At 65.6% G+C, this 23,592-nt stretch carries 23 protein-coding genes; 13 read left to right on the top strand and 10 right to left on the bottom strand.

The window, feature by feature from the left end; translation table 11 throughout:
* Nucleotides 1-79: 79 nt before the first annotated feature.
* The gene (locus tag ACUXVH_RS14185; RefSeq protein ID WP_065363214.1) at nt 80-2,119 is read left to right on the top strand and encodes an NADPH-dependent 2,4-dienoyl-CoA reductase; all 2,040 of its coding nucleotides are present in this window, start codon (nt 80-82) and stop codon (nt 2,117-2,119) included.
* A 207-nt stretch (nt 2,120-2,326) separates the two neighbouring features.
* Nucleotides 2,327-3,256 carry a 1-aminocyclopropane-1-carboxylate deaminase/D-cysteine desulfhydrase gene (locus ACUXVH_RS14180; RefSeq protein WP_065363215.1) on the top strand — a complete coding sequence of 310 codons (930 nt, stop codon included), beginning with the start codon at nt 2,327-2,329 and terminating at the stop codon, nt 3,254-3,256.
* Here the strand turns inward: ACUXVH_RS14180 and ACUXVH_RS14175 are convergent.
* The 3 genes from ACUXVH_RS14175 to ACUXVH_RS14165 form a co-directional block, all read right to left on the bottom strand.
* A complete protein-coding gene (locus ACUXVH_RS14175; protein WP_011062254.1) occupies nt 3,247-3,801 on the bottom strand; it encodes a cytochrome b in 555 nt (184 codons plus the stop codon). The genes ACUXVH_RS14180 and ACUXVH_RS14175 overlap by 10 nt on opposite strands.
* A 200-nt stretch (nt 3,802-4,001) precedes the next feature.
* Nucleotides 4,002-4,829 (bottom strand): phosphonoacetaldehyde hydrolase, encoded by an 828-nt coding sequence (phnX, locus tag ACUXVH_RS14170; RefSeq protein ID WP_065363216.1) that lies wholly within the window; start codon nt 4,827-4,829, stop codon nt 4,002-4,004.
* A 102-nt stretch (nt 4,830-4,931) separates the two neighbouring features.
* Nucleotides 4,932-6,041 carry a 2-aminoethylphosphonate--pyruvate transaminase gene (locus ACUXVH_RS14165; RefSeq protein WP_041119121.1) on the bottom strand — a complete coding sequence of 370 codons (1,110 nt, stop codon included), beginning with the start codon at nt 6,039-6,041 and terminating at the stop codon, nt 4,932-4,934.
* Nucleotides 6,042-6,151: 110 nt separating this feature from the next.
* On the opposite strand from ACUXVH_RS14165, the gene ACUXVH_RS14160 reads away from it, so the two are divergent.
* Nucleotides 6,152-7,012, top strand: a complete 861-nt coding sequence (locus tag ACUXVH_RS14160; protein ID WP_011062251.1) for a LysR substrate-binding domain-containing protein — start codon at nt 6,152-6,154, stop codon at nt 7,010-7,012.
* Nucleotides 7,013-7,182: 170 nt separating this feature from the next.
* Here ACUXVH_RS14160 and ACUXVH_RS14155 read toward each other — a convergent pair whose 3' ends face one another.
* A complete protein-coding gene (locus tag ACUXVH_RS14155) occupies nt 7,183-8,070 on the bottom strand; it encodes a LysR substrate-binding domain-containing protein (RefSeq protein ID WP_011062250.1) in 888 nt (295 codons plus the stop codon).
* Between the two features lie 286 nt (nt 8,071-8,356).
* Between ACUXVH_RS14155 and ACUXVH_RS14150 the strand changes: the two genes are divergently transcribed.
* From ACUXVH_RS14150 to ACUXVH_RS14140, 3 genes are all read left to right on the top strand, one after another.
* The gene (locus tag ACUXVH_RS14150; RefSeq protein ID WP_019095130.1) at nt 8,357-9,682 is read left to right on the top strand and encodes an MFS transporter; all 1,326 of its coding nucleotides are present in this window, start codon (nt 8,357-8,359) and stop codon (nt 9,680-9,682) included.
* Between the two features lie 98 nt (nt 9,683-9,780).
* On the top strand, nt 9,781-11,172 hold the full coding sequence (locus ACUXVH_RS14145) for an FAD-dependent oxidoreductase (protein WP_047337316.1): 1,392 nt from the start codon (nt 9,781-9,783) through the stop codon (nt 11,170-11,172).
* Between the two features lie 108 nt (nt 11,173-11,280).
* Nucleotides 11,281-11,985: a YebC/PmpR family DNA-binding transcriptional regulator gene (locus tag ACUXVH_RS14140; RefSeq protein ID WP_011062247.1), complete on the top strand. Its 705-nt coding sequence runs from the start codon at nt 11,281-11,283 to the stop codon at nt 11,983-11,985.
* A gap of 65 nt (nt 11,986-12,050) precedes the next feature.
* On the opposite strand, the gene ACUXVH_RS14135 is transcribed toward ACUXVH_RS14140, so the two are convergent.
* The 4 genes from ACUXVH_RS14135 to zapE form a co-directional block, all read right to left on the bottom strand.
* Complete coding sequence (locus ACUXVH_RS14135; RefSeq protein WP_065363217.1) at nt 12,051-13,364, bottom strand: leucine-rich repeat-containing protein kinase family protein; 1,314 nt, start codon at nt 13,362-13,364, stop codon at nt 12,051-12,053.
* Nucleotides 13,365-13,453: 89 nt separating this feature from the next.
* Nucleotides 13,454-13,822, bottom strand: coding sequence for a hypothetical protein (locus tag ACUXVH_RS14130; protein ID WP_011062245.1), 369 nt, complete (start codon nt 13,820-13,822; stop codon nt 13,454-13,456).
* Entirely contained in the window at nt 13,809-14,423 is a 615-nt protein-coding gene (locus tag ACUXVH_RS14125) for a hypothetical protein (RefSeq protein ID WP_065363218.1), read from the bottom strand. The genes ACUXVH_RS14130 and ACUXVH_RS14125 overlap by 14 nt, the downstream gene beginning before the upstream one ends.
* A complete protein-coding gene (gene zapE / locus ACUXVH_RS14120) occupies nt 14,420-15,550 on the bottom strand; it encodes a cell division protein ZapE (protein WP_065363219.1) in 1,131 nt (376 codons plus the stop codon). Before zapE ends, ACUXVH_RS14125 begins: the two co-directional genes overlap by 4 nt.
* A gap of 240 nt (nt 15,551-15,790) precedes the next feature.
* Here zapE and ACUXVH_RS14115 point away from each other — a divergent pair, with 240 nt between their 5' ends.
* From ACUXVH_RS14115 to ACUXVH_RS14085, 7 genes are all read left to right on the top strand, one after another.
* Nucleotides 15,791-16,291, top strand: a complete 501-nt coding sequence (locus ACUXVH_RS14115; protein WP_015636329.1) for a Csu type fimbrial protein — start codon at nt 15,791-15,793, stop codon at nt 16,289-16,291.
* 102 nt (nt 16,292-16,393) lie between these two features.
* Nucleotides 16,394-16,930, top strand: a complete 537-nt coding sequence (locus ACUXVH_RS14110) for a Csu type fimbrial protein (RefSeq protein ID WP_011062241.1) — start codon at nt 16,394-16,396, stop codon at nt 16,928-16,930.
* Nucleotides 16,931-16,950: 20 nt separating this feature from the next.
* The gene (locus ACUXVH_RS14105; RefSeq protein ID WP_015636327.1) at nt 16,951-17,487 is read left to right on the top strand and encodes a Csu type fimbrial protein; all 537 of its coding nucleotides are present in this window, start codon (nt 16,951-16,953) and stop codon (nt 17,485-17,487) included.
* Between the two features lie 4 nt (nt 17,488-17,491).
* The gene (locus ACUXVH_RS14100) at nt 17,492-17,992 is read left to right on the top strand and encodes a Csu type fimbrial protein (protein WP_015636326.1); all 501 of its coding nucleotides are present in this window, start codon (nt 17,492-17,494) and stop codon (nt 17,990-17,992) included.
* Between the two features lie 46 nt (nt 17,993-18,038).
* Nucleotides 18,039-18,830 (top strand): fimbrial biogenesis chaperone, encoded by a 792-nt coding sequence (locus ACUXVH_RS14095; RefSeq protein ID WP_015636325.1) that lies wholly within the window; start codon nt 18,039-18,041, stop codon nt 18,828-18,830.
* A gap of 119 nt (nt 18,831-18,949) precedes the next feature.
* The gene (locus tag ACUXVH_RS14090; protein ID WP_065363220.1) at nt 18,950-21,304 is read left to right on the top strand and encodes a fimbria/pilus outer membrane usher protein; all 2,355 of its coding nucleotides are present in this window, start codon (nt 18,950-18,952) and stop codon (nt 21,302-21,304) included.
* A 32-nt stretch (nt 21,305-21,336) separates the two neighbouring features.
* Nucleotides 21,337-22,326, top strand: a complete 990-nt coding sequence (locus tag ACUXVH_RS14085) for a Csu type fimbrial protein (protein ID WP_011062236.1) — start codon at nt 21,337-21,339, stop codon at nt 22,324-22,326.
* Nucleotides 22,327-22,329: 3 nt separating this feature from the next.
* On the opposite strand, the gene ACUXVH_RS14080 is transcribed toward ACUXVH_RS14085, so the two are convergent.
* Nucleotides 22,330-23,055 (bottom strand): anti-sigma factor family protein, encoded by a 726-nt coding sequence (locus tag ACUXVH_RS14080; RefSeq protein WP_065363221.1) that lies wholly within the window; start codon nt 23,053-23,055, stop codon nt 22,330-22,332.
* Complete coding sequence (locus ACUXVH_RS14075; RefSeq protein ID WP_065363222.1) at nt 23,052-23,558, bottom strand: RNA polymerase sigma factor; 507 nt, start codon at nt 23,556-23,558, stop codon at nt 23,052-23,054. The genes ACUXVH_RS14080 and ACUXVH_RS14075 overlap by 4 nt, the downstream gene beginning before the upstream one ends.
* Between the last annotated feature and the right edge of the window lie 34 nt (nt 23,559-23,592).

Below are 23,592 nucleotides of genomic sequence, written 5' to 3'. Positions count from 1 at the left end.
TCTTAGTCTGTGCAGCACTACTGATGGAAGCCGCAGAGCTTCCGCATTTTTCCGTGATTGCCCGATCTGGAGTGACACCATGGCTGGAGCACCTTACCCGCATTTGCTGGCCCCCCTCGACCTGGGTTTCACCACCCTGCGCAACCGCACCCTGATGGGGTCGATGCACACCGGTCTGGAAGAAAAGCCCGGCGGCTTCGAGCGCATGGCGGCGTACTTTGCCGAGCGTGCCCGGGGCGGCGTGGGCCTGATGGTCACCGGCGGCATCGGCCCCAACGATGAGGGCGGGGTGTATTCCGGCGCCGCCAAGCTGACCACCGAAGATGAGGCACTCAAGCACCAGATCGTGACCCGTGCGGTGCACGAGGCCGGCGGCAAGATCTGCATGCAGATCCTTCATGCCGGGCGTTATGCCTACAGCCCCAAGCAGGTGGCTCCCAGCGCCATCCAGGCACCGATCAACCCGTTCAAGCCAAAGGAGCTGGACGAGGAAGGCATCGAGAAGCAGATCCGCGATTTCGTCACCTGCTCGACTCTGGCCCAGAAGGCCGAATACGACGGTGTCGAGATCATGGGCTCGGAAGGTTATTTCATTAACCAGTTCCTGGCCGCCCACACCAACCACCGCACCGATCGTTGGGGCGGCAGCTATGAAAACCGCATGCGCCTGCCGGTGGAAATCGTCCGTCGGGTACGTGAGGCGGTGGGCCCGAACTTCATCATCATCTTCCGCCTGTCGATGCTCGACCTGGTGGAAGGCGGCAGCACCTGGGAAGAGATCGTGCAACTGGCCCAGGCCATCGAGCAGGCCGGCGCCACCCTGATCAACACCGGGATCGGCTGGCACGAAGCGCGGATCCCCACCATCGCCACCAAGGTGCCGCGTGCCGCATTCAGCAAGGTGACGGCCAAGCTGCGCGGTTCGGTGAGCATTCCCCTGATCACCACCAACCGCATCAATACCCCGGAAGTCGCCGAGCAGATCCTCGCCGAGGGCGATGCCGACATGGTCTCCATGGCGCGGCCATTCCTGGCCGACCCGGACTTCGTCAACAAGGCCGCCGAAGGCCGCGCCGACGAAATCAATACCTGCATCGGCTGCAACCAGGCGTGCCTGGACCACACGTTCGGCGGCAAGCTCACCAGTTGCCTGGTCAACCCGCGCGCCTGCCACGAGACCGAGCTGAACTACCTGCCGGTCAAGCAGATCAAGAAGATTGCCGTGGTCGGTGCCGGCCCGGCGGGCCTGTCCGCCGCTACCGTGGCCGCCGAGCGTGGGCATCAGGTGACCCTGTTCGATTCCGCCAGCGAGATCGGCGGCCAGTTCAACATCGCCAAGCGAGTGCCGGGCAAGGAAGAGTTCTTCGAGACCCTGCGCTACTTCAAGCGCAAGTTGCAGACCAGCCATGTCGAGCTGTGCCTCAACACCCGCGTCGATGTACAGCAACTGGTGGCCGGCGGCTTTGACGAAATCATCCTGGCCACCGGCATTGCCCCTCGCGTGCCGGCGATTCCCGGGGTGGAGCACGCCAAGGTCCTCAGTTACCTGGACGTGCTGCTCGAGCGCAAGCCGGTGGGCAAGAGCGTGGCGGTGATCGGTGCCGGCGGCATCGGCTTCGATGTTTCCGAATTCCTCGTGCACCAGGGTGTGGCCACCAGCCAGGATCGCCAGGCGTTCTGGAAGGAATGGGGCATCGACACCCAGCTCCAGGCCCGTGGCGGCGTGGCCGGGATCAAGCCCGAGCCCCATGCACCAGCGCGGCAGGTGTTCCTCTTGCAGCGCAAGAAGACCAAGGTCGGCGACGGCCTGGGCAAGACCACCGGCTGGATCCATCGCACCGGTCTGAAGAACAAGCAGGTGCAGATGCTCAACAGCGTCGAGTACCTGAAGATCGACGATGCCGGCTTGCATATCCGTATCGGTGAGGCCAGCGAACCCCAGGTGCTGCCGGTGGACAACATCGTCATCTGTGCCGGCCAGGATCCGCTGCGTGAACTGCAGGACGGCCTGGTGGCGGCAGGGCAGAACGTGCACCTGATCGGTGGTGCCGATGTGGCCGCCGAACTGGACGCCAAGCGCGCCATCAACCAGGGTTCGCGTCTGGCGGCCGAGCTGTAACGGCCTGCCGTCCTGTAGCCGCTGCCGTAGGCTGGGCACGAGGCCGCAGGACTCGCCCAGCGGGCAATCGCGCTGCAACCAGCGAGCGCGGTTGCCTGTCTTGCGGGTTCTGCGAACCCGTTCGCAGCCTACGGCAGCGGCTACAAGGATGAGCCTGGGCCTGGAGCTGATAGACTGCGCAGCTTCTTCCCCGAACCCCCGCTGCCGATGTCCTTCCCCGAATCCTTCGACTGGTTACCCCACGCCCCGCTGCAACGGCTGGAGCTGGACTGGCTGTCGCGGGCCGGGGTCGAGGTGGCGGTGCTGCGCCTGGACCTGATCGACCCGCTGATCAGCGGCAACAAGTGGTTCAAGCTGACCGAACACCTGGCGGCGGCACGCACCGCCGGTGCCCACGGCATCATCAGCCTGGGGGGCGCCCATTCCAATCATCTGCATGCGCTGGCCGCTGCTGGCCGGCGTTTTGCCTTTCCCACCGTGGGTCTGTTGCGTGGCCATCCACAGGACACACCGACGGTGCTCGACCTGCAAGCCTTCGGCATGCACCTGCACTGGCTGGGCTATGGCGGTTATCGCGCGCGCCACGAGGCGGGTTTCTGGACGCCCTGGCAGGCCCGGTATCCGGAGTTGTACCCGGTGCCCGAAGGCGGCGGTGGCCTGGCCGGCGCAGCGGGCTGCATGACCCTGCGCGATCAGGTGCGGCGGCAGTTGCCGAGCCTGGGCTGGAGCGACTACCACGGCTGGTGGCTGGCCGCCGGCACGGGCACTACCCTGGCCGGGCTGGTGCTGGCGGAGGCCGGAGCGCATCCGGTCTACGGCGCCCTGGCGGTTCCCGAGGATCACGGGGTGGCGCAGCAGGTCGAGGGGATCTTGCAAGAGGCCGGGCAGGGCTGCGGCGGTTATCAACTGCTGGACAGCAGCCGCGGCGGTTTTGCCAAGGTCGATGAAGTGTTAAGCGGTTTTATCCGGCTCACTGAACAACAATGCGCTCTACCGCTTGAACCCTTGTACACCGGCAAGGCCCTGCTGGCGTTGCAGGAACAGGTCCAGGCCGGGCGTTTCGCCCCGGGTTGCCGGTTGATCTTTGTGCATACCGGCGGCCTGCAGGGCCGCCGCGGGCTGTTGGCTCAGGCCTGACCGCGCTTGCGCCACATGCGTTGCAGAGTGTTGTCGCGCATCACGTAGTGGTGGTAGAGCCCGGCCAGGGCGTGCAGCCCGATCAGCCAGTAGCCGACCGTACCCAGCAGTTCGTGCCAGCCCTGGAGCTGCTTGGCCAGTGGCTTGTTCTCGGCCAGCAGCAGCGGCAGGTCGAGGCCGTAGAACATCACCTGATGGCCCTTGGCGCTGGTGGTCAGCCAGCCGAGGATCGGCATGGCGATCATGAACAGGTACAGCGCCCAGTGCATCAGGGTCGACAGCAGCCGTTGCCAGTGGGGCGGGGTGGGCAGGATCTTCGGCGCTACGCCCTGGGCGCGAGCGAACAGGCGCAGCCAGACCAGCGCAAACACTGTCAGGCCGAGCATGAAGTGGGCTTCGACAATCAGCGTGCGACCACCGCTGCCTTTGGGGAAGATGCCGCGAAATTCGATACAGGCGTAAACCACGGCCAGTAGCACCAGCATCAACCAGTGCAGGGCGATCGTCATGGTGCTGTAGCGAGACTCAGTGTTTTTCCAGGGCATACGGGACATCCTCGGTCATCAGGTCTGAAGCCTCCGTTCTTGAGCGACGGAGTGCTTTAACTGTAATCCGCTTTATGCCGGTCTGCCTGGAGCTGTAGCGGCTTTTATCGCCCCCTGTGCAGCGTCGGGGCGGTGGGCGGGTATAAAAAAACGGCGGCCCCGAAGGCACCGCCGTTTTTTAATATTGCCCCGTGCCTGAATCAGTTGCCCTGGGGCATTTCCCCCCGGGCCAGGCGCTGGTTGATGTCGGCGATCACCTGGGGCAGGTCGGCGATGGTGTCGATCAGGTAGTGCGGGCGCGAAGCCTCGAACAGCTTGTGGATGCGCTTGCGCTCGCTGGCCAGGGTGTCGCTGGCCAGGGCCCGGTAGCCTTCGTAGGTCAGGCCCAGGGCATTGCCCGAGCAGGTCAGCGCCACGGTCCACATGCCGGCGCGGCGGCCTTCGAGAATGCCCGGTACGGTGTCGTCGATCTTCACGCAGGCGGCCACGTCGTCGATGCCCAGGGCGATCACGTTGGCCAGGGCCTGGGCTGGCCATGGGCGGCCGTTGGGCACTTCGTCGGTGGCCACCACGTGGTCGGCGGTGTAGCCGTTGGTGGCGGCCAGGGCTACCACCTTGTCCATCACCTGCTTGGGGTAGCCGGAGCAGGAGCCGATCTTGATCCCCTGTCCACGCAGCTTGGCGATCACCTCCAGGGCGCCGGGGATCAGCGCCGAGTGCTCGGCGATCTTCTCGATCTGCAACGGCATGAAGCGTTCGTAGATAGCGGTCACATCGACGTCAGTCGGGGTGCGGCCGAAGACCTTGCGATAGCGCTCGGCCACCTCCGGCAGGTCGCACAAGGTGCGGATGTGGTCCCACTTGCCCATGCCCATGGGGCCGCGGGCTTCTTCGATGGACACCTGCACATCGAATTCGGCGAAGGCTTCGACAAAGATCTGGGTCGGGGCAAAGGAGCCGAAGTCGACCACGGTGCCGGCCCAGTCGAGGATCGCCGCTTGCAGCTGAGAAGGGTTGCTGTAGTTCATGGTTTCGATGCCTGTGTAGGAGCGAGCTTGCTCGCGAAAAAAGGTTCGGTATCGCGTCGCCTGATTCGCGAGCAAGCTCGCTCCTACAGGCTCGGTGGGGAGTCAGATGTCGAGGACTTCCATCTCCCGCAGCACTTCGGCGATGGCGGCGACGGCAGCCTGCATGCCGCGGCGGTCGACATGGCCGATGCAGCCCACGCGGAAGGTTTCGACCTGGGTCAGCTTGCCCGGGTAGAGGATGAAACCCTTGGCCTTGACCCGCTCGTAGAAATCCTTGAACTGGTAGCGGGGATCTTTCGGGGCGTGGAAGGTGACGATGATCGGTGCCTGGATCGCTTCCGGCAGAAAACTGCGCAGGCCCAGCTCGCCCATGCCGTCGAGCAGTGTCTGGCAGTTGTCGGCGTAGCGGGCGTGGCGCGCCGGCAGGCCACCTTCCTCGGCGTATTGCAGCAGGGCTTCGTGCAGCGCGGCGACCACGTGGGTCGGCGGGGTGAAGCGCCACTGGCCGGTCTTGGCCATGTAGCTGTGCTGGTCGTGCAGGTCCATGGCCAGGGAATGGGCATTGCCGCCGGCCTGGGCCAGGGAGGCCTTGGCAGCGAAGACAAAGCCCATGCCGGGCACGCCTTCCAGGCATTTGCCGGAGGCGGCGATCAGCGCATCGAAGGGGATCTCCCGGGCATCGATGGGCAGGGCGCCGAAGGAACTCATGGCGTCGATGATCAGGCGCTTGCCATGGCTGGCCACCACCTGGGCGATTTCCGGCAGCGGGTTGAGGATGCCGGTGCTGGTTTCGCAGTGGATCAGCGCCACGTGGCTGATGCTGCTGTCGGCCTGGAGCAGGCGCTCGACATCCGCGGCCGTGGTGGGCTGGTCCTCGGCGGTTTCGAAGGTGCTGAAATCCCGGCCGAGCACTTCGCAGATCTTCGCCAGGCGCTTGCCGTAGGCACCGTTGATCAGCACCAGGACCTTGCCGTCGCGGGGCACCAGGGTGCCGATGGCCGCTTCCACGGCGAAGGTGCCACTGCCTTGCAGGGGCACGCAGTGATGGCTGTCGGCGCCCTGGATGATGGCCAGCAGCTGTTGGCACAGGCTGGCGGTCAGCTGGTTGAAGCGGTCATCCCACGAACCCCAGTCCACCAGCATTGCCTGGCGGGTGCGGGCGGAGGTGGTCAGGGGGCCGGGGGTAAGCAGGATTGGCTCGGCGATGCTCATGCTGTGTCCTCGAAAAGGTGGGGATGACGCTACGGGGACTAAATTGCAGTTTGCCTTGTCATCAATCAAATTGTTTGTTGTTATGCCAGCCATCAGTGAGGCCGATAGCTATGAACCTGTTTCAACTCCGCGCATTCGACGCCGTGGCCCGGGAAGGCAGCTTTACCCGGGCCGCCGGGCGGCTGTTCATCAGCCAGCCGGCGGTCACCGGGCATATCAAGGCCCTGGAAGAGCATTACCAGATCACCTTGCTGCGGCGCACTGCGCGCCGGGTGGAACTGACCGAAGAGGGCATCAAGCTGGCGGCCATTACCCGGGCCATGTTCGGCCTGGCGGAAGAGGCCCAGGCCATGCTCGAGGCCAACCGGCAATTGCTCACCGGGCGCCTGGAAGTGGCAGCGGACGGCCCCCATCTGGTCATGCCGATGCTGGCCAGCCTGCGGGCGCGCTACCCGGGGGTGACGGTCAACCTGCGCCTGGGCAATGCCCAGGAAACCCTGGCGGCGCTGTTGTCCGAGCATGCCGACGTGGCGGTGCTGACCGAGGTCGAGCCGCGCAAGGGCCTGCACCTGCAAAGCCTGGGCGAGTCGCGGATCTGTGCGCTGGTGCCCGATGGGCACCCTTGGCTGGAACTGGCCGAGGGCGTCGCCATCGAGCAGTTGGACCAGGTGATCATGGTGCTGCGCGAACCGGGTTCGATCACCCGCCGGACGTTCGATGAGGCCTGTGGGCTGGCCCAGGTCCAGCCCCGGGTGCTGCTGGAGTTGGACAGCCGCGAAGCGGTGACCGAGGCGGTGGCGGCGCACCTGGGGGTGGGCATTGTCAGTTCGGTGGAGGTTGGCCACGACCCGCGGGTGCGCACGGTGCCGATCCGCGGTGCGGGGCTGGTCAACCGGCACATGATCGGCTGCGTGGAGCGGCGCCGGGACCTGCGCCTGATCCAGGCGTTTTTCGCCCTGGCTCCAGCCTGAGCCCACCTCCACTCTTGTAGGAGCTGGCTTGCCGGCGAAGAGGCCCGAAAGATCGCCTTCGCCGGCAAGCCAGGCTCCTGCGGTAGCGGTGTCTGGGGGATCGCTTTCGCCGGCAAGCCGGCTCCTACGGTAGTGGTGCCTGTAGATCACCTTCGCCGGCAAGCCGGTTCCTACAGGGCGGTGGGGGAGGCCAGGCTTTCGCGTACCAAGTCGAGGAAGGTGGCGACGATCCGTCGTGAACTCTGTTCGCGCAGGCACACCAGGGTTTCGGTCAGGCGCCGCTGGCAGTCGACGATCGGCAGGGCGCAGACCCGGGCGTCGGCGCCGAACTCCGCCGCCGAGACCACCCCCACGCCAATGCCCACCACCACTGCTTCGCGCGCGGCTTCGCGACCTTCCACCTGGATGGTCGGGCGGATGCGCAGGCCGGCGCGGTTCATTTCCTCTTCCAGGGTCTGGCGGGTTACCGAGCCGACCTCCCGCAGCACCAGGGGCGTGTCGTCCAGGTCGGCGAGGCAGATGGACTGGCGGCCGGCCCAGGGGTGGTGACGGGAGACGAACGCCACCATCGGGTCGTTGCGCAGGGTCAGAGACAGCAGGCGCTCGTCGTCCACGGCCCGCCCCAGCAGAGCCAGGTCGGCCTGGTAATTGAACAGGCGCAGCAGCGATTCATCGGTGTTGCCGGTTTCGATCTTCACATTGATCCCGGGGTACAGCTCGCAGAACCGGGCGATCTGCGGCAGCACATGCACCGGGGCATCCACCGCCAGTACCAGGCTGCCGGTCTGCAAGGCCCGGGACTCCTGCAGCAGCTCCTTGGCTTCGGCTTCCACCACGAACAGGCGCTGGGTGATGGCTAGCAGGCGCTCGCCCAGGTCGGTCAGGCGCACCGAGCGCTTGTTGCGATGAAACAACAGCACCCCGAAGCGCTCTTCGAGCTTGCGCACCTGGTCGGAAATCGCCGGCTGCGTCAGGTACAGGCGTTCGGCCGCCCGGGTGAAGCTGCCGTGCACCGCCACGGCGTGGAAGGCTTTCAATTGGGCGTGGGAAACCGACATGGGCCAAACCTCTTACAAGCTGAGCTTATATTTGAAATACGATAAATCGATTTCATTTATTAGTCAGTAATTGCTTCCATCCCTGCAAGCCCAGTGACCGGTCGGTCGACCGGCACCGGGCCCTGAGGCCTGTGCGTGCAGCTTCGGTCCCCGAAACGGGCCGGCAACAGGACTCATCTGACCAGCAGCGCCCGCCGCGAGGGCCCTGCTGCAGTGCTCAAGAATAAAAAACACAGGCGTTTGCTTCGCATCCTGCCGGCACACTCACCCTGAGGTCAGAACCACAATGAACAAGCAGATCGGCACCATCAAACGTTGGCGCGTGCAGATTTTCGCCATCACCTGGATCGCCTACGCGGCGTTCTACTTCACCCGCAAAGCCTTTTCCGTCGCCAAGCTCGGGATCGCCGACGATCCCGACTTCACCCTCGACAAGATGGCCATGGCCAACCTCGACGCCATCTACCTGGCGGCCTACGCCGTGGGGCAGTTCACCTGGGGCATCTTCGCCGACCGCTTCGGCCCGCGGGTGGTGGTGCTGGGCGGCTTGCTGATTTCCGCCGCTGCGGCGCTGGTGATGGGCAGCTTCGCCACCTTGCCGGTGTTCGCCACCTGCATGCTGGTCCAGGGGCTGGCGCAGTCCACGGGCTGGTCGGGGCTATGCAAGAACATCGGCAGTTTCTTTCCCGCCGGGCAGCGCGGCAGGGTGCTGGGGCTGTGGAGTTCCTGCTACGCCTTCGGCGGCCTGGTGGCCTCGCCCTTTGCCGGCTGGTGGGCCTATACGCTGATCGGCACCTGGCACGCGGCGTTCATTTCCAGTGCGGTGGTGGTGGGCCTGACCGCGGTGCTGTTCTTCATCTTCCAGCGCAATACCCCGGAGGACGTGGGCCTGCCGGCCGTGGAGCCATTGCCCCCGCAGAGCGCCGAAGAAGACGCCGCCGAACGGCGCATGAGCGTCTGGGAACCGCTGCGCGAGATCCTGCGCAACCGCACGGTGCTGATCCTCGGGCTGTCGTACTTCCTGCTCAAGCCGGCGCGTTACGCGATCCTGCTGTGGGGGCCGGTGATCGTCTACGAACAGATGCCCTCGGTGGGCAAGGTGGGGGCGGCGATCGTGCCCACCAGCTTCGAGCTGGCCGGGCTGCTGGGGCCGGTGATGATCGGCCTGGCCTCGGACAAGCTGTTCGGCGCCCGGCGCATGCCGGCCTGTGTCATCAGCCTGCTGGCGCTGACCCTGTCCCTGGCGCTGTTCATGGGCGCTCTGCATACCGGCAGCGTCGTGCTGGTGATGGCCCTGCTGTTTTTCATGGGCCTGACCCTGTACGGGCCGGACTCGATGATCTGTGGCGCTGCAGCCATCGACTTCGGCTCGGCCAAGGCCGGGGCCACCGCGGCCGGTTTCGTCAATGGCTGCGGCTCGGTGGGCGCGGTGCTGGGTGGCCTGCTGCCGGGTTACTTCGACACGGTCACGGTGTTCATCGTGTTTGCCGCCTGCGCCCTGGTCTCGGCCCTGGTGCTGGTGCCGTACTGGAACAGCCGGCCCCAAGGGCTCGAGCCGGTGCGCGCACTCGTTCCCAATGGACCTTTGCTGATCAAACCGCTGCGTACCTGACTTTCGGGCCTCTTCGCCGGCAAACCGGCTCCTACGAAGGTTTGTAGGAGCAGGCTTGCCAGCGAACCCACTCGCCGTTTTTTACCTGGAGACTCACCATGCGACCTTTCTGGCTGGAACAGGCCCTGCAACAGCAACCCTCACCGGCGTGCCCGCCACTGTCGGGCGATACCACCTGCCAGGTGGCGATTGTCGGCGGCGGCTACACCGGGCTGTGGACCGCCATCATGCTCAAGGAGCAGAACCCCGGGCTGGACGTGCTGCTGATCGAGGCGGATATCTGCGGCGCCGGTGCCAGTGGGCGCAACGGCGGCTGCGCGCTGTCCTGGTCGGCCAAGTACTTCACCCTGGAGCGGCTGTTCGGTGTCGAGGAGGCCGTGCGCCTGGTCAAGGAATCCGAGCAGAGCATCTATGCCATCGGCGCCTTCTGCGAGCGTTACGGGGTGGATGCCCAGTACCGCCTCGACGGCACTTTGTACACGGCCACCAACCCGGCCCAGGTCGGCTCCACCGATGGCGTGATCGCTGCGCTGGAGCGCCGCGGCATCAACTCCTTCGACAAGCGACCCCTGGCCGACGTGCAGCGCATGGCCGGTTCCAGCCAGCATCTGGAGGGCTGGTATTCGCCGGCGGCGGCCAGCGTACAGCCGGGCCTGCTGGTGCGCGGGCTGCGCCGGGTGGCCCTGCAACTGGGCGTGAGGATTCATGAGAACACCGCCATGACCGGGCTGGAGGAGGGGCGCCCGGCGCTGTTGCGCACACCCATGGGGCAGATCCGCGCCGAGCGCGTGGTACTGGCGATGAATGCCTGGATGGCCCGAGCCTTCCCGCAATTCGAGCGCAGCGTGGCGATTGTTTCCAGCGACATGCTGATCACCGAGCCGCGGCCCCAACTGCTGCAGCAGATCGGCCTGACCAGCGGCGTGACGGTGCTGGATTCGCGGATCTTCGTGCACTACTACCACAACACCCCGGACGGTCGGATCATGCTCGGCAAGGGCGGCAACACCTTCGCCTATGGCGGGCGGATGCTGCCGGTGTTCGACCAGCCGTCGCCCTACGCCGGCTTGCTCAAGCGCAGCCTGGGGCAGTTCTTCCCGGCCTTTGCCGACGTGCCGGTGGCGGCCACCTGGAATGGCCCGTCGGATCGCTCGGTGACCGGCTTGCCGTTCTTCGGCCAGATGAGCCGCGCGGGCAATGTGTTCTACGGTTTCGGGTATTCCGGCAGCGGCGTCGGCCCCTGCCATATGGGCGGGCAGATCCTCGCCTCCCTGGTGCAGGGGCTGGACAACCCCTGGACTCGCTCGCCGCTGGTCAATGGCCCCCTGGGCTACTTCCCGCCGGAGCCGATCCGCTACCTGGGTTCGCTGGTGGTGCGCAACGCCATCCGCCGCAAGGAACGGGCCGAGGACCACGGGCGCCGGCCGCGGCACCTGGATGTGCGCCTGGCGCGTTTCGCTGCGGCGGCCGGCAAGGCCGACAAGGGCTGAAGCCTGCCAGCCACTGACTTTTTGGTCGATCAGGGCCTTGAGGACGTATAAACTTGCCCATCGCGTCGGCCAAATCCAACTCGACGCCATAGATCAAGAGAGTGAGTAATGGGCGCACAGTGGAAGGTTAAACACAAAGAAGCGGCAGCCAATGCCAAGGGCAAGATTTTCGGCAAGCTGGTCAAAGAGATCACCATCGCCGCACGTAACGGCGCCGACACCGCCACCAACGCCCACCTGCGGCTGGTGGTGGAACAGGCGAAAAAGGCTTCGATGCCCCGCGAGACCCTGGAGCGTGCCATCAAGAAAGGCTCGGGCCAGCTGGGCGAGACCGTGCAGTACCACCGCGTGACCTACGAAGGTTTTGCCCCGCACCAGGTACCCCTGATCGTTGAATGCGTGACCGACAACATCAACCGTACCGTGGCGGAAATCCGCGTGGCGTTCCGCAAAGGCCAACTGGGCGCTTCGGGTTCGGTGTCCTGGGATTTCAACCACGTGGGCATGATCGAGGCCTCGCCGGACAGCCCGGACGCCGATCCGGAACTGGCCGCCATCGAGGCTGGAGCCCAGGACTTCGAGCCGGGCGAAGAGGGCGCGACCCTGTTCCTGACCGAGCCTGCGGACCTGGATGCGGTACAGAAAGCCCTGCCCGAGCAAGGATTCACCGTGCTTTCGGCCAAGCTTGGCTACCAGCCGAAGAACCCGGTCAGCGGCCTGAGCGATGAGCAGATGGCTGAAGTCGAGGCGTTCCTCGAAGGCCTGGACAACCATGACGACGTGCAGGACATGTTCGTCGGCCTGGCAGGCTAAGGCGATTCGCCGGCCAGCCGGCTTCTGCATACCTCTGTAGGAGCCGGCTGGCCGGCGAAGCTGTTTTAAAGCCCCGCCAATTCCTCGCAGACCTGGGTAAAGCCCGGTCGCGCCAGTACCTCCGGCTGGCAGCAGCGCTGCACCAGCGCCGCCAGTTTCTGCTGTTGCCCCAGGCTCAGCGAGCCATCCCCGCGCTCCAGCAATTCCTCCAGCAAGATGCCGAAGGCCCGCACTTCCAGGCGTTGCAGCGCCCGGCTTTGCACGGTGTCGTCCTGGGCATGGAAGGACGCTGCGCCAAAATCCCCCAGCAGGCAGTCGCCCTGGGCGTTCCACAAGGTGTTGTGGCCATAGAGGTCGCCATGGGTGATGCCCTGGGCGTGCAGGTGCGCGCCCACCGAGGCAATGCCCCGGGCGATGCCCAGGGTTACGTCGGCGTTGAAGCGGGTGTCGTCCGGGTAGATGTCCCGGGAGCAGGAGTCCAGGCTGGGCAGCGCTGCAAGGTTGGCAAAACTTTTGTCGATCAACTGCATCACCAGGCCGTTCTGGCCCTGGGGGTGGTCGAGGATGCGTCCTTCGACGCGGATCAGGTTCGGGTGCAGCCCGGCGCTGATACAGGCGTTCATTTCGTGCAGCGGCGAGCCGTCGCTGGTCATCTCGCCCTTGTACAGCTTGACCGCCACCGCCCGCGGCGGTTGCCCGGCGGGCTGCCATTGCGCCTGGTGAATCACCCCCGAGGCGCCTTCGCCCAGGCGCTGTTCCAGGGTCAGTTCGCTCCAGGGGATGGTCGGAGTGGATTCCAGGGCCGTGGCATCGGCTTCCGACTCCAGCGGGTTGCCGGCATAGGCCAGCCAGGTCAGGCGCGGCAGGGCGAGGAGGAAGGGCGGCAGCTCGGTCAGGCGGTTGGCGGCAATCCGCAGCAGTTCCAGGCGGTGGCACTGGCCCAGGCTTTCGGGCAGGCGGGTCAGGCGGTTGCCGGCGAGCATGAGTTTTTGCAGCAGTGGGCGCTGGCCCAGTTCTTCCGGCAGCTCAGCGATGCGGTTATCGGTGAGGATCAGCCAGCGCAGTTGCGGTGGCAGGGCGGCGGCCGGCACCCGCTCGATGCGGTTGGCCTTGAAGCCGATCATGCTCAGTTGCAGGCATTGGCCGAGGCAGGCCGGTACTTCACTGAACCGGTTGTCCGAGCAGAACAGGATGCGCAGGCGAGTGAGCCGGTGCAGGTCCTCGGGCAGGCTGCTCAGGGCGTTGCCACTGAGGTTGAGGATCTCCAGGGAGTCGGCCAGATCGAAGATTTCCCGGGGGAACTCGGTCAGCCCGCAGGACAGGTCCAGGCGCTTGATGCCGGCCAGTTGGCCAGCCCGCAGTTGGGCAAGGGTATCCATGAACAGCGTCAACACTCGAAAGAAGAAAAAGACGGGCAGAATAAAGCAGTTCGACGGTTTTTGCTGCCTGAGCGGCCATGGGATGGGGGCTATTGGGTTTCCAGCAGCCTGAAGGCCAACGCGCCCGCTCCTTGAACGTAGTCGGCAATCAGGGTCAGGTCGGTCTTGCGGCCTTTGGACCACAGCTGGCAGGCCACTCTCATGGTCGATGGCTCGGTGCCCAGCGGGTAAAGGTCCAGGGCGACCCGGCCGCTGCGGTCCGGTTGGAATGCCCGATCATAAGGCGCAAGGGCCAGGTCCCTGGCCTGTTCTCCCGAGCTGTCCAGCTCTTCGAGGATTTCTGCATAAATGGCCGGGCTCACGCCAACTGCCGCCAATGCTGTTGGCTGGGCATGTTCAATGGCGCGCAAGAGTGCCTCTGCCAGTCGGTAAATCTCTTGGCGGTCAAATGCTTGCATCTTGCAGTGCTCCAGCCAGCCGGCGAAATGCCGCGGGGTGCCTGGAGTTCCCGGCTTCAGCCAGCATCGACTCCAGGCTGTGGTGCTCCAGGGTATTTTTTACCGATCCGGTGGCGGCTCTGCCCAGCGGGCTTTCCAGGTCGAAGTCGCTCTCCAGGGTTGCAAGCAGGTAGGCGCCCTGGCGGCTCCATTGGTTGAAACGCATGACGTGCCGGTCATCCAGAATCACCGCGCCTTCCTGCTTGTCGTCCGAGAAATGGAAAGCCAACTGCGAAGGGGGCAGGTTTTGCTGGGCCGCAAGGCGTTTCCTGTACTTGAGCACCGACGTCAGGCGGGCCCCAGGGGCCAGGTTGAAGCCACTGCCGACCCGTTGCCGGTCAAGGAAGTAGCACTTGAACAGCACCTCCAGGGTTCGCTGGTGGTAGCGCGTCGTGCAGCGTTTTTCATACTGGTGAAAGTCCTGGGGCTCGCCGACCCGCTCATAGCCTTTGGCCGCCAGTTCGGCTGCAGAGAAACTCTCCAGGCCAAATAGCCGGGAGTGCTGGAGGGTTGAATCTTGCAGGTGCAGGCACACCAGCTCGCAAAAGCTGATCGAACTCATGTGGCTACCTGCTCAAGCGGGTGCTCGGGGCCGATTTCCTGCAATTGCCCGAGGCGGCTGCGGGTGCGGGCCAGGTCGATGGCGTGGCCGCCCAGGCTTTCGGCCAGCGGGCGCTGGCCGATCAGCAGCAGGCGCTTGTCCTGGTCGTAGAGCACGTCGATCAGATTGATGAAGCGCTGCTGGGCGGCGATCGAGCACTCAGCCAGTGGCGGCAGTTCATCGATGATCCAGGTGTCGAACTGGCGGCTCAGTTCCAGGTAGTCCATGACTGCCGTGGGCTGCTGGCACAGGTCGTTGAATTCGAAGCGGATGCTGCGCTGCTGGCGCTGGCGGGTGGTCAGCTGGCGGCTGCCGACCTGCAGAAGCGTTGCCGGGGCATGGCGTTCGGGCAGCTTGAGCGCCTGGCGCTGGGCCGCGGTGCCGGGCCAGAGATACTGCCCCCGGGTAAAGGCCTGTTGTTCGTGGGTTTGCGCGTGGGTCCGGTAATCCTCGGCACCGCCGACTTCCATGACCTGCATGCGCGCGTTGATCAGTTCGATCACCGGTTTGAAGCGGGCATGGTACAGCGGGTTGGGCAGCAGGCCTTCGGGGGCGTAGTTGGAGGTCACCAGCAGCACGATGCCGCGCTTGAACAGGGCCTTGAACAGCCGGGTGATGAGCATGGCGTCGCCGATGTCGTGGACATGGAACTCATCGAAACACAGTACCCGGCACTGGCGGAGCAGCTCATCCAGGGTGGTTTCCAGGGCATCGGCCTGCTGTTGGTGGCGAAACATGCCCTGGTGCAGTTGGGCGAAGAAGTCATGGAAATGCAGGCGCTGTTTCTCGTCGATGGGCAGGGCGCGGAAGAAGCCGTCCAGCAGCCAGCTCTTGCCCCGCCCCACGGCGCCATACAGGTACAGGCTCGGCGCCTGCGGGGTGGCCTGCTCCAGGGCGTCGGCCAGTTGCCCCATGCGCTCGATCACCTGCAACTGGCCATGGCTCAGGGTGTAGCCCAGGTCCAGGGCCTTATGGCGAAAGTAGTCATGGATCAGCGCGCCAGCGGCGCTCGGGCGACGGGCAGGCCTGGCGAACAGGCGACGCCAGGGAGATCGAGTCTGTGCAGGTTTTGGCGGTAAAGCGGCCAATGTTGATTACCCCGATGGTTCCAGGCCGCTCACCTTAAGAGCGGCGCGCCAATTTAACCAATAGAAAATGCCCCGGCCAGTCATCTCGAAAAGGCATGGCTGCAGCCGTGCCGGCGCAGCGCTCATGCCGTGAGCAATTAATACGCTAACTGGCGGTTTCCCCGCGGGTTGCTAACCTGACTTCAGCGAATGCTCCTCATAAGGATTGAGGCCTTGAATGGATATAAGGGTGTGGCAGTGATGAGCGCATTGCTCAGCGCGACAGCAGGGGCCGCGGACTTGCAGGTGCAGGTCCGGGTCGACGTGCTGCGTGGCTGCCAGTTGGTCGGCCAGCAGCGCGAAGCGGGGATCGAACAGCTCGGTACCCTGGACTTCGGCAGCACCGCGCGCCTGGACGATCCGGCCGGGCCCTTGTCGGCGGCACTGCCGGGCAGCCGCCAGCCGCGCCTGGAATGCAACCCCGATACCCCCTATCAGATGCGCATCGACGGCGGCCTGCACGGTGGCGTCGGCGAGGTGCGCTACCTGGCCAGCAACACCCGGGCCGGCAAACCCATTCCTTATCGCCTCTACCAGGACCCGGCCCGGCGGATTCCGCTGCCGGTGAATGTACCGGTCAGTGGCCGGGTGCCGGATTCCGGCACGGTGGACCTGCCCTTGTACGGGCGTATCGAACCTTTGGCCGAGATCCCTCGGGCCGGCGGTTATTCCGATGTATTGAAAGTGACCCTGACCTGGTAGGGCCGGGGCATGGATGCTGCCACGAGTAACGGGGCAGAGCAGGGAGGGCGGTTCATGGTGAACGGCCCATGTGGGAGTCCTGATGGAACTGGGATGGCTGCAATGAAAGGCAGGACCTGGACGATTGTCGCCCTGGGTTCGTTGTGCCTGTTGGCGGACGACGCCCAGGCGGCAATCAGCGGGCAGATCCAGGCACGCCTGGTGATTACCGCTGCCTGCCAGGTCAGCAGCGGCGGCGATCCATCTGCCAGCCCGATCGGCGACCCGGGCATGCTCAACTTCGGCCAGCAGGGCCCGACCTGGGTCGCGCCGATCAAGGCCAGCCTCACCAACAGCGCCGAGGGCCAGCTGCAGGTGGCCTGCAACTCCTCGGTCACCGGCTTCACCGTGACCATCAATGGCGGCCTCAACGGCGACGGCACGACCCGGCGCTTGAGCAATGGCCGCCAGACCATCCCCTATCGATTGTTCGTCGATGCATCCGGTAGCGACAGCTACAGCATCGGCCAGCAGCGCAATTTCGCAGTGAGCAGCGGCAGACGGATTCCCATCCCGGTGTTCGGCTCTGTGGTCGCGAATACCCGCGCGGTTCCGGCAGGGCTCTACACCGACACCCTGACCATCACGCTGGATTGGTAAACCATGAGAGGACACACATCATGCACGCGCTTGTATCCAGAATCGGCTGGCCTCTGTTGGGGCTGGTCATGGCTTCAACGGCCAATGCCGCCACCACGGTCACCGGGCAGATCAGCTCGACCCTGATCCTCACCAGCAGTTGCCAGGTCAACGGCGTCGGCGGCAGCACCGGGCTGAACTTCGGTGCCCTGAACTTCGGCACCACCAACAGCCTGTTCACCACGGCCACCGGCCAGGTGCTGGGCGGCGGTGGCGGCGCGCTGTCGATCCTCTGCTCCACCGGCACCACGCCGACCCTGACCATCCAGGGCGGCGCCAATGACGGCAAGTCCACCGGTGGCACCCGGGCCCTGTTCGACGGGGTGGCCAACTATGTGCCCTATGACCTGTACACCGACTCCGGGCATTCGCAGATCGTCGCGATCAACGGCGTGATCAACCTGGCGCCAAGCACCGGGGTGGCGCAAACCGTGAACCTCTATGGCCAGGCGGTGGGCAAGGCGGGGCTACCGGCCGGCACCTACACCGATACGGTGTCCGTGCAACTGACCTTCTGATGCCATGGCCAGCCACGCTTGTGCGCTGCTGCTCCTGGCCTGCGCGAGTGCCTGGCCGGGGTGGATCGCTGCGGCCACCAGCCAGAGCTTCCAGGTCAGCGCCACCATCACCGCCGGGTGCCTGGTGGTGGGGGGCGTCAGCAACTACGGCAGCCTGGCCTTCGGCAGCCAGTCGGCGCTGTCCACCAGCACGGTCAGAGTGGCGCTCACCGGGGGCGTGCAGTTGCAGTGCACGCCGGGGGTGACCCTGAACATGACGGTGGACGGAGGCCAGTACAACAGCAGCGGCCGGCACATGCAGCTCAATAGCGGCAGTGCGCGGGTGGCCTATCAGTTGTTTCGCGATGCGGGCTACAGCCAGAGCCTGGGGATAGGCCAGAGCGTGGCCGTGGCCTACAGCGATGCCAATAACATCAGCCTGCCGATCTACGGGCAGGTGCAGTTGCCGGGCAATCAGCCTGGGGGGACGTACAGCGATGTGCTGCAGGTGCAGCTGTCGTGGTGATGGGGCGCATTCATAACCAGCCGGCAGGCGGACAAGGAGTAGCAGTATGCATTTACCTTTGCAGGGCATGCGGGGGACCGGTTATCTGATCCTGGCGGGGCTGTTGGCAGTTGTACCCAGGGTCCAGGCCGCCAGTTCGGTGCTGATCTGGCCGATCGACCCGGTACTGGAGGCCGATCAGCAGGCCAGCGCGCTGTGGCTGGAGAACCGCGGTACCGAGACCGCCAACCTGCAGATCCGGGTGTTTGCCTGGAGCCAGAGCGGCTTTGCCGACCAGTACCAGAACCAGCGCGATGTCATCGGCAGCCCGCCGGTGGCGAAGATCGAGCCGGGGCAGAAGCAACTGGTACGCCTGACCCGCACCCGCGAGGTGCCACCGGGGCAGGAGCTGGCGTACCGGATCATCATCGACGAGATTCCCTCGGCCAAGCCCATCACCCCGGAAGGGGATGCCAAGAGTGCGGCAGCGATCCGCTTCCAGATGCGCTACTCGGTGCCTTTGTTCGCCTATGGCGCCGGGCTGTGGAGCAAGGAAGACACCTCCCGTCCACGCGATCCCAAGGGGGCCGGCGTGCCGGACCTGAGCTGGCGCAAGGTGGCAGTGGACGGCAAGACGTTTTTCGAGCTGCGCAACCAGGGCGCGGTGCACGCCCGCCTGACCGATGTGGCCTTCAAGCAGGGCGGGCAGGCCCGGCCCGTGGCGCCTGGGCTGTTGGGCTATGTGTTGCCCGGGGCGGTGATGCGCTGGCCGGTGCCGGAAACCCTGGCGGCCGAGTCGACCCTGCAACTGCGGGTCAATGGAGCACCGCAGGTACAGGACCTGGCGCCTACGCACTGAGCCTCGGGCGCAACGCGGCCGCCAGTCGGACGGCCGGTGGGGAGAGGTACGGACGGATGTGAGCGCGGTGGCGCATCCGCCCCGGGATGGAGATGTCCATAGATGGACTTGAGCCCGCAATGAGCCAGGACCCGGCTCGGCGTTTTCGCAGGTGGCAAGGGCTGGTGACCGGCCTGTGTAGCCTGATGCTGGCCGCAGGGGTGCCGGCGGGCGAACTGCCGCCGCCGCCCAGCAGCCTGGAGTCGATGGCCGATGCACAGCTGTTTCTGGAACTGGTGATCAATCAGATGAACACAGGGAAGGTGGTGGCGGTGGAGCAGCGCTCCGGCCGGCTGTTTCTGCCGGCGCAGACCCTGCGTGAAACCGGGATCAAGCTGCCCGAGGGGCTGGGCGCCGAGGTCGACCTGGACAGCCTGCCGGGCCTGCACAGCGACTACGACAGCCAGGGCCAGCGGCTGCTGCTGGACGTGCCGCCCGACTGGTTGCCGGAGCAATTCATCGGCAGCCGCCAGGCCTACCCACGGACCCCGGCCCAGAGCAGCTTCGGCGGGTTGCTCAACTACGACCTGTACCTCAACGACACCGATGACGGCGGCACCTACCTGGCGGCCTGGAACGAGGTGCGGCTGTTCGACTCCTGGGGCACGCTGTCCAACACCGGGCAGTACCGCCAGACCCTGTCGGGGGTTGGGAACAGCTCCCTGAACAACGGTTACCGACGCTATGACACCACCTGGCGTTTTTCCGACGATGAACGCCTGCTGACCTACGAGGCCGGTGACCTGATCAGTGGCGCCTTGCCCTGGAGCAACTCGGTGCGCCTGGGCGGGGTGCAACTGTCCCGGGATTTCTCGGTGCGTCCGGACCTGGTGACCTATCCCTTGCCGCAGTTCGCCGGGGAAGCAGCGGTGCCGTCCTCGGTGGACCTGTTCATCAACGGCTACAAATCCAGCAGCACCGACCTGCAGCCCGGCCCCTACACCCTGACCAACATTCCCTTCATCAACGGCGCCGGCGAAGCGGTGGTGGTCACCACCGATGCCCTTGGCCGGCAGGTGTCCACCACGGTGCCGTTCTACGTCACCAGCACCTTGCTGCAAAAGGGCCTGACGGACTTCTCGGTGGCCGCGGGTACCTTGCGCCGGGACTACACCCTGCGCGACTTCGGCTATGGCCCGGGGGTGACTTCCGGCAGCCTGCGCTACGGCCTGAGCGACAGCCTGACCCTGGAAGGCCATGCCGAAGCCTCGGACTCCCTGACCCTGGGCGGGGTCGGTGGCAACCTGCGGCTGGGGCAGTTCGGGGTGATCAATACCGCCGTCAGCCAGAGCCGTTTCGACGGCGACGGCGGCCAGCAGTTGAGCCTTGGCTATCAGTACAGCAGCCAGCGCTACAGCGTCGCCTACCAGCGGGTGCAGCGGCGTGATCAGTACGCCGACCTGACGGTGGTCGACAGCCCCTACACCAGCCTCAGCCAGCGTAGCGAGCAACTGACCCTGAGCCTCAACCTGGAGCGCTTCGGCAGCCTGGGCGCCGGTTATTTCGACGTGCGCGCCGCCGACTCGACCCGTACCCGGCTGTTGAACCTGACCTGGAGCAAGCCGCTGTGGCACAGCAGCTTCTACCTGTCGGCCAACCGCGAGATCGGCGACAGCCACTGGGCCATGCAGGCACAACTGGTGGTCCCCTTCGACCTGCACGGCAGCCTGAGCCTGAGCAACGAGCGCAGCAAGACCGGGGAAAACCGCCAGCGGGTCAACTTCAGCCGCTCGGTGCCGATCGAAGGCGGGGTTGGCTACAACCTTGGCTACGCCACCGGCAGTGGCGCCGACTATCGCCAGGCCGATGTGACCTGGCGCCTGCAGTCGGTGCGCCTGCAGGCCGGGGTCTATGGCACCAGCGATGCCGAGACCCGCTGGGGCGATGCCAGCGGTTCACTGGTGTGGATGGACCGCCAGGTGTTCGCCGCCAACCAGATCGACGACGCCTTCGTGGTGGTCAGTACCGACGGCTACAAGGACATCCCGGTGCGCTATGAAAACCAGCTGGTGGGCCAGACCGACAAGAACGGCCATCTGCTGGTGCCCTGGAGCAGCGCCTATTACCGCGGCAAGTACGAGATCGATCCGCTGAACCTGCCGGCCAACGTGCAGAGCCCGAATGTCGAGCAGCGGGTGGCGGTGCGGCGTGGCAGCGGCTACCTGCTGGAGTTTCCGCTGACCCGGATCATTGCCGCCAGCGTGGTGCTGGTGGACGCCCAGCAGCGCGAGCTGCCCCTGGGCAGCAACGTCACCCATGAGCAGAGCGGGGCGCGGACGGTGGTCGGCTGGGATGGGCTGGTCTATCTGGAAAACCTCGCGGCCCAAAACACCCTGCACGTGGAACTGGCCGACGGCAAGACCTGCCGGGCGCAGTTCGACATCGACATGCAACAGCAGCAGGTGCCGTTGATCGGCCCGCTGATCTGTCAGTAACGGCGGTATCACCGGATCAAGGAGCGTGGCGTGTGAATGCGGGCAAGGGATGGCGACAGGCAATACTGGGGCTGCTGGCGAGCGTGCTGTCGTGCACGGCCCAGGCACTGTGCACGACGGTCCCGACCGCGCCGGCAGGCTTCGGTACCGTCAGCTCGATCCTGGTGCGCACCACCTCGCAGCCGGCCTCCACCACCAATGCCGGGCTGAGCTGTACCGGCTCGCTGCTGAGCATTCTGGCCAGCAACGATCATTTCTACGCCACCATCACTTCCACCACCAGCGGCATGGTGGGACCTACCGGCGACGTCATCAGCTACACCCTGTACGCCAACAACAGCACCAGCTATCCGATCACCCGTGGGGTGCAGTTCGACTTCGCCCGCAATTCCATCATCGACCTGCTGGGCCTGCTGGGCAGCCCGACCGTGGCCAAGACGGTGCCCATCTACCTGGGTACCCTCACCGGCAGCAACGTGGCGGCGGGGGTCTATACCGAGAACCTGAGCATTCTCTGGAGCTGGAACTATTGCTCCGGAATCGGCGCCCTGGGGATCTGTCTGGGCCGGGATGTCGGCAGCGGTACCCAGAGCCTGACCGTGAACATGACGGTGTCCAACGATTGCGTGATCACTGCGCCGAACATCAGTTTCGGTAGCGCGCCGGTGATCAGCGCCTTCGCGACGGTGACCGGGCAGACCATCAACCTGGCCTGCACCAAGGGCAGTGCCTACACCGTGGGCCTGAGCGACGGCCAGCACCCGGTGAGTGCGGGGGGGCGCAGGCAGATGATTTCCGGCAGCAACTACCTGGCCTACGACATCTTCAAGAGTGCCGGTAGCACCCGCTGGGGCAGTGTCGGCAGTGCCCGGCGCTCCAGCACCGATGCCGAGGTGAACCCCGGCAACGGTCTGGGCACCGGCAGCCAGATCTTCAACTACAACGCCAGGATCTACACCGACCAGAGCACCCCGCCGGCCGGCACCTATATCGACAACGTGGTGCTGGACGTGGGCTTCTGAGGGCTACAGGGGAATTTCCGCCGGGCCGACCATGGCGTAGTTGTAGCCCTGGCCGGACCAGTACTGCGCCTGCAACGGGCCCTCGCGGCGGCTGCCCGGGGGCAGCAGTTTGTTCTGCGGCCCTGGCGGGCGGATGTAGAAGCTGACCTTGCGCCCCTCGCGATCCTCGTACAGCACCATGGCCGCCGGGCCTTGCTCGGTGCTCAGCAGGCGCCCGCTGACGGCCCTGAACCCGGCCCCCTGCAGATCCGGCAATGGGCTGGCCTGGGTGAAGTAGCGGTCCAGCCAGGCCTGCATGCTCTGATTGCCCTGTACCTTGAAGTCGGCGGGGAGCATGCCCTGTTCGGCAAACAGACGATAGGCCTGCAGGGCGTCGGTCATGGGCAGCACGCTGCTGCCGGCCAGGGTCAGTTCCCGCGCCTGCCAGCCGCTCAGGCCGCCCACGCCCACCGCCATCAGGAGCACCGCGGCACTGGCCAGGCGGCGCAGGCTACGTTGCTTCAGGCGCGCGCGGATCTGCACAGGGTCCAGCGCCGGGTTGGCCGGCTGCAGCAGGGCACCACCCAGGGCCGCCCGCAGGTGCTGGGCGTCCTGCTGCCAGGCCTGGACCCGGGCCGCGACCTGCGGGTGGCTGGCCAGGTAGTGCTCCAGCAGCCGGCGGTCCTGCTCACTGAGTTGGTGATCGACATAAGCGTGCAAGTCGCTGTCGCTGGGGGGCAGGCTGATCATTTGAGTATCCGTAGAGAAGGGCTGCTGATTTCGCCGTCGCTGAGTTGGCGCAGGGCCTGGCGGGCCCGGGACAGGCGCGACATCACGGTGCCGGTGGGCACCTGGAGAATCTCGGCGATCTCCTTGTAGCTCAAGCCTTCCACCGACACCCAGAGCAGCAGGGCGCGCTGTTCGGCATTCAGGCGGTCGAAGGCTTCCAGGGTCGATTGCGCCATCACCGTGCGCTCCACCGAGGGCTGGCTGTCGTCACGGCCGGTGAAGAACTCCAGCATCCGCGCGTAGCGTCGGGAACGCCGGTGGGCATCGAGGAACTGCCGGTAGAGGATTTCGAACAGCCAGGCCCGCAGGTCGCCTTCGGGGCGTTTCCCGGTCCATCCGGCGAGGGCGCGTTCCAGGCAGGCCTGCACCAGATCGTCGGCGCTGCTGGGCTGGCGCGTCAGGGACAGGGCAAAGCGGCGCAGCCTTGGAATCAGCGGGCGTAGCTGTTGGTCGAGATCGTTCATGAAATCCTGCGGATGCTGGGCCAGTCACTAGGCT

The organism is Pseudomonas sp. 8(2025) (genome assembly GCF_052665325.1).
Note: the sequence above shows the minus strand (reverse complement) of the source record. Positions and strands in the feature narration are given on the sequence as shown.